Annotated in this window: 7 protein-coding genes; 1 reads left to right on the top strand and 6 read right to left on the bottom strand. The window is 68.2% G+C overall.

The window, feature by feature from the left end:
• The 4 genes from VF794_RS11495 to VF794_RS11480 form a co-directional block, all read right to left on the bottom strand.
• The coding region (locus VF794_RS11495) for a 2Fe-2S iron-sulfur cluster-binding protein (RefSeq protein ID WP_331109659.1) at positions 1–955 on the bottom strand (955 nt) is incomplete at its 3' end.
• Positions 952–2,217 carry an NADH dehydrogenase (quinone) subunit D gene (gene nuoD, locus VF794_RS11490; protein WP_331109657.1) on the bottom strand — a complete coding sequence of 422 codons (1,266 nt, stop codon included), beginning with the start codon at positions 2,215–2,217 and terminating at the stop codon, positions 952–954. The genes VF794_RS11495 and nuoD, both read right to left, overlap by 4 nt.
• Before the next feature lie 39 nt (positions 2,218–2,256).
• Positions 2,257–2,769, bottom strand: a complete 513-nt coding sequence (locus VF794_RS11485) for an NADH-quinone oxidoreductase subunit C (protein WP_331109663.1) — start codon at positions 2,767–2,769, stop codon at positions 2,257–2,259.
• A 141-nt stretch (positions 2,770–2,910) separates the two neighbouring features.
• A complete protein-coding gene (locus VF794_RS11480) occupies positions 2,911–4,197 on the bottom strand; it encodes an adenylate/guanylate cyclase domain-containing protein (RefSeq protein WP_331109655.1) in 1,287 nt (428 codons plus the stop codon).
• A 100-nt stretch (positions 4,198–4,297) separates the two neighbouring features.
• On the opposite strand from VF794_RS11480, the gene VF794_RS11475 reads away from it, so the two are divergent.
• Positions 4,298–4,768 (top strand): PaaI family thioesterase, encoded by a 471-nt coding sequence (locus VF794_RS11475; RefSeq protein WP_331109653.1) that lies wholly within the window; start codon positions 4,298–4,300, stop codon positions 4,766–4,768.
• Positions 4,769–4,840: 72 nt separating this feature from the next.
• Here VF794_RS11475 and VF794_RS11470 read toward each other — a convergent pair whose 3' ends face one another.
• Entirely contained in the window at positions 4,841–5,398 is a 558-nt protein-coding gene (locus VF794_RS11470; RefSeq protein WP_331109651.1) for an NADH-quinone oxidoreductase subunit B, read from the bottom strand.
• Between the two features lie 6 nt (positions 5,399–5,404).
• On the bottom strand, positions 5,405–5,495 hold a 91-nt coding region (ndhC, locus tag VF794_RS11465; protein WP_331109661.1), incomplete at its 5' end, for an NADH-quinone oxidoreductase subunit A.

Genomic DNA, 5,495 nt, shown 5'->3' with positions numbered 1-5,495 from the left:
GCGGGCGGTAGCGGTAGGTCTCCTGGCCCATCCAGTCCGCGAAGGTGTTGCAGCCGCGCGAGCAGCCGGTGCACACGGACGGGGTGGCAGACAGGAACCAGGAGCGGGCGCGGAAGCGGTAGTCGCGGCTGAGCAGCGCGCCCACCGGGCAGATGTCCACGGTGTTGAGCGAGTAGTTGCTGTTCAGCTCGTTGCCCGGGAAGACGTCGATGCGCTCGTGGCTGCCGCGGCCGAAGACGCCCAGCTGCGGCTCCTTCGGAATCTCGTTCATGAAGCGGACGCAGCGCGTGCAGATGATGCAGCGCTCCTGGTCCAGCACCACGCGGGGCCCCAGCACCTTGCGCTTGTTCTTCATGACCTTGCCGCCCTCGAGACGCGAGGGGCGGTAGTCGTAGCGCATGTAGTAGTCCTGCAGCTTGCACTCACCGGCCTGGTCGCAGATGGAGCAGTCCACCGGGTGGTTGAGGAGCAGGAACTCCATCACCGCGCGCTGCTGCTCCTTCACCTTGGGCGTGTTGGTCTTGATGACCTGGCCCTCGACGAGCGGAGTCTGGCAGCCGGGCACCAGCTTGGGGGCGTTGGAGGCCTCCACCATGCACATGCGGCAGTTGGCCGCGATGGACAGGCGCGGGTGGTAGCAGAAGTAGGGGATGTCCGAGCCGACCATCCTGGCCGCCTCGACCATGTTCGTCCCCGGCTTCACGACGACTTCCTTGCCGTCGATGGTGCAGGTGACGAAGCCCGGGTTCTTGGGCGGGGGCGGCCCGGCCGGCTTGGCGGCGGGCGGAGGAGGAGTCCCCGTGGGGCCGCTGTGCGCGGCCGGAGGCGTGTCCAGCTTCGCGCCCGCGGGCGGGTGCTTGGGCGTGGAGCCGGGCGCCTCGCGCGTCTCGGAGGGCGAGCCCTTGGGGGGCGTCTGCGAGTCTCCGGTGGGCTTCTTGGTGTCGTTGTCGCTCACTGCTCGACCTCGCCGCCGATCATGTTGATCGTGTCAAAGGTGGGAATGAGGTCCGCCAGCATCTGGCCCTTGATGATGTAGGGCACGGCGGACAGGATGGGGTAGCCCGGGGCGCGGACGTGGACCTTGTACGGCCGGCCGCCGCCGTCGCTCACCATGTACCAGCCCAGCTCGCCGTTGGCGGCCTCGGTGCAATCGTAGACCTCGCCGGCCGGCACCTGGATGCCCTCCATCACCAGCTTGAAGTGGGAGATGACGCCCTCGATGGTGCCGTACACCTCGGGCTTGGGTGGCAGCGCGATGCGCCAGTCGTCCAGGATGATGGGGCCGGCCGGAATCTGCTTCAGCGCCTGACGCAGGATGCGATCCGACTGCTTCATCTCCTCGATGCGCATCAGGTAGCGATCGAAGTTGTCGCCCTTCTCGCCGATGGGCACGTCGAAGTCGAGGCGGTCGTACACCCAGTAGGGCTTCGTCTTGCGGATGTCGTAGTCGATGCCGCAGGCGCGCAGGCAGGGGCCCGTCCAGCCGAAGTCGATGGCGTCCTCGGCGCTGATGACGCCCGTGTCCTTCGTGCGGTCCACGAAGATGCGGTTGCGCGTGAGCAGCCCGTCGATCTCCGCGACGAGCTCCATCACCTTGTCCAGCGACTTGAGGGTGCGCTCCACCCAGCCCTCGGGCAGGTCGCGGTTCATGCCACCGATGCGGCCGAAGCTCGTGGTCAGACGCGCGCCCGTCAGCTCGGCCACGCGATCCATGATGAGCTCACGGGCCTCGACGGCGAAGAGGAACGGGGCGAAGCCACCGAGCTCCATGCCCGTGGCGCCCACGCACGTCAGGTGGTCGTGGATGCGGTGCAGCTCCGAGCCGATGACGCGGATGTACTGGGCGCGCTCCGGAATCTCCAGGCCGATGAGCTTCTCCACGGCGTTGAGGAAGCCGAAGTTGTTCATCATCGCGGACACGTAGTTCAACCGGTCCGTGTAGGGCAGGCACTGGGTCCAGGTGACGTTCTCGCAGCTCTTCTGGAATCCGCGGTGGAGGAAGCCGATCTCGCAATCGGATGTGGCGATGTTCTCGCCCTCGAGCTCCACCTTCATGCGCACCGTGCCGTGCATGGCGGGGTGCGAGGGGCCCATGTTGACGTACATCCGCTTGGTCTGGAGGTGGGCCTCCAGCTCCGCCTCATGGGCGTAGGCGTCGATGTCCGGGTTGGGCGCTTCGGGGTTGGGGGTAGACGCGGGCTTGTGGGGATCCGCCATGGTGTCCTCGGAAGGGGCTGTGCCGGTGGGAGCGGGGGCTCAAGAGACGCCGCTGGTACCGGGGCCGCGGAAGATGTCCTTGATGGGCCGCTCGGGGACGAGCGGCTGACGATCGCGCAGGGCGTAGTCCTTGCGGAGCGGGTGGCCCTGGAACTCCTCGTACAGCAACACGCGGCGCAGGTCCGGGTGTCCCGAGAAGCGGATGCCGTAGAAGTCCCAGACGAAGCGCTCCCACCAGTCGGCGCCCTTGAAGATGGGCGTGATGGAGGGCAGCTCGGGCTTCGCCTCGCTCACGCGCACCTTGAAGCGCACGTGCTCCTTCCGCGACAGCGAGTAGACGAAATAGACGACCTCGAAGCGCGGATCGTTCTCCGCCAGGTGGAGCCGGTCCACCGCGTCGATCGAGGTGAAGAGCTTGAAATCCAGGTCGTTCTTCAGGAACGCGGCCACCTTCGGCAGGTGCTCGGCGTGGATGACGGCCCAGGCGCCGCCAGTGCGGTCGAGGTAGCGCTCCGCCACCGCCTCCGGAAACTGGGCGGTGACCCTGTCCAGTGCGAAAGTGCTCAAAGGGGCCCCAATGCTGGTGTAATCCGGCGCGTTATAAGGACGCCCCCCGGCAGGCGTCAACGTAATCCCTCAACCATCCTCGCTACTTACGCGAGTCAGAAGGTCGTATGCGCCGGAACGGGCATTTCAGGCCGCCGCCCCGCTGGCTGTGCGTGCGGGGGCGGGCCGGGGAATGAAGGTGGCCACCGGCTCACGCTTGCCGGCGACGGGGGTGGGGGGGAGCTCCTCCCAGAGGAAACCCTCGCCGGCCCGCTCCCGGGTGTCGCGGGAGACGAGCACGGACTCTCCGTATTGCTTGGTGAGCTGCTCGATGCGGCTGGCCAGGTTCACCGTGTCGCCGATGGCGGTGTACTCCAGGCGCCGGGCGGCGGAGCCGATGTTGCCGAGCACCACGCTTCCGGTGTGCAGCCCCACCCCCATGCGCAGCGCGGGCTCGCCCCGGGCGGCCCGCTCGGCGTTGAGGGCCTCCAGCTCGCGCACCATCTCCAGCGCGCACTCCACGCCCCGCCGGGCATGCTCCGGCTCGGGCAGGGGGGCGCCGAAGTACACCATGAGTGCGTCCCCGATGAACTTGTCGAGCGTTCCGCCGTGGCGGAAAACCACCTCCACCATGCGGCCGTAGTACTCGTTGAGGACGGCCACCACGGCCTCGGGGCCCAGCCGCTCGCTCATGGCGGTGAAGCCGCGCAGGTCCGCGAAGAGGAGCGTCACCTCCCGCACCTCGGGGGTGGACACCGGCGAGGCCAGGTCCTGGAGGCGCTCGGCCACCGCGGGGGAGAAGTAGCGGCCGAGTTGGGCGCGCTGGAGCTCCTCGTGCGTCACCGCCGAGACGAGCACGCGGATGCGGTGGAAGAGGTAGTGCGCGGCGCCCGCCGTCAGCATCAGCACCACCGCCCCCACCAGGCGCGCGCCCAGGCCGATGTGGGCCTCGGCCTGGAGGCAGATCTCCGCCACGGACGCCACCCCCGTCACGGTGAACGTCACCATGCGGCGCAGCGACAGGGCGGACAGGACGATGATGCAGGCGTAGATACCCAGCGTGAAGCCGGCCACACCTCCCGGTGAGGGAGAGACGGGGAGGGCCACGTGTTGGAGCCAGTAGATGGCCGGCACGTCCACCACCGCGAGCGACAGGCCGGCCCAGCTCGCCACCTGCCCCGAGCGCAGCACGCCCACCACCGTGGCCACGGTGCACAGCCAGTAGGCGGTGAAGGGCAGGAGGTACACCTCCCAGTCCGCCAGCCCCTGCACCCGGGCCAGGTACCCGATGATGGCCAGGATGGCGGACACGCCCAGCAAGCGCATCACCGCCAGTCGCACGGCGTTGTGCCGGCGCTCGGCTTCGATGGCCTGGCCCACCGGCTCCCGCAGGAGCTCGGCGAGAGCGCCGCGTGTCTGCCTGGACTCGTCCACTCGCGTGCATCCTCGCACGTACTTTCCGTCCCTGCATTTTTCGCGAGCCTGCCTGCCCGCCGTCCGTCCCAAGAGGGAAGGGCGGCGTTATGGTGGCGCCATGTCCACGACTTCTCCCGAGAGTCTCCAGGAACGCTTCGCCCCCAACCTCGCCTGCTTCGGCTGTGGCCCCGCCAACCCCCAGGGCCTGCACATCCGCAGCATCGTGGAGGGGGACCTCGTCGTCGCCGATTGGACCCCGGCCGAGCACCACCAGGCCTTCCCCGGCGTGGTGAACGGGGGGATCATCGGCTCGTTGCTGGATTGTCACTGCAACTGGACGGCGACCTACTCGCTGATGAAGGAGCGCGGCCTGGACACCCCGCCGTGCACCGTCACCGCCGAGTACTCCATCCAGCTCAAGCGCCCCACGCCCCTCGGTCCGCTGCACCTGGAGGCGAAGCCCGTCTCCATCGAGGGCGACAAGGTCATCGTCGAGGGGACGCTCACCGCGGGGGGCAAGGTGTGCGCCACCTGCCGCGGCACCTTCGTGGCGGTGAAGCCGGGACACCCGGCGTATCACCGCTGGTAGAAAGCGAGGGCCCCGCCGCCTCCGAAGAGGCTCGCGGGGCCCTGGGCCGGCACCTGGAGGGTGCGCGGGTGCCTACTTGCTCAAGTTGTACTGGCCGCCCAGCAGGTCGTGCGGGGCCGGGCTGCGGTGACCGATGCGGTGCGTCTGGTTGCCGATCTTGTCCTGGAGCAGCTTGAGGCCGTCGAGCACCTGCTCGGGGCGCGGCGGGCAGCCGGGGATGTAGACGTCCACCGGGATGATGCGATCGATGCCCTGGAGCACCGCGTAGTTGTCGTAGAAGCCGCCCGACGAGGCGCACACGCCGAAGGCGACGACCCACTTGGGCTCGCACATCTGCTCGTACACGCGCTTGAGGATGGGCGCCTGCTTCTGGTTGATGGTGCCGATCACCATCAGCATGTCCGCCTGACGCGGCGAGAACCGGGGGAACTCGGCGCCGAAACGGGCGATGTCGTGACGGCTGGAGGCCACGGACATGAACTCCATGCCGCAGCACGCCGTGGCGAACGGGTAGGTGAAGAGCGAGTACTTGCGCGCCCAACCCAGGCCCTTGGACACCAACCGCTCGACGAAGCCCATGGCGTCGTCCCGGCGGGTGGTCAATACAGGTGCGATATCGGTCTCAGCCATGGTTCCTCAGTGCTCCCACTCGAGGGCGCCCTTCTTCCAGATGTAGATAAGGCCCACCACGAGGGTTGCAGCGAAAACGAGCATCTCGACGTAACCG

The organism is Archangium sp. (genome assembly GCF_036389735.1).
Taxonomy (GTDB): domain Bacteria; phylum Myxococcota; class Myxococcia; order Myxococcales; family Myxococcaceae; genus Archangium.
This window is presented reverse-complemented; position numbering and strand designations above follow the sequence as displayed.

What these genes read in the sequence shown, in the direction of transcription:
- nuoD (WP_331109657.1), bottom strand. Translation starts at nt 2,217, where the DNA reads ATGGCGGATCCCCACAAGCCCGCGTCTACCCCCAACCCCGAAGCGCCC.
- VF794_RS11475 (WP_331109653.1), top strand. Translation starts at nt 4,298, where the DNA reads ATGTCCACGACTTCTCCCGAGAGTCTCCAGGAACGCTTCGCCCCCAAC.
- VF794_RS11470 (WP_331109651.1), bottom strand. Translation starts at nt 5,398, where the DNA reads ATGGCTGAGACCGATATCGCACCTGTATTGACCACCCGCCGGGACGAC.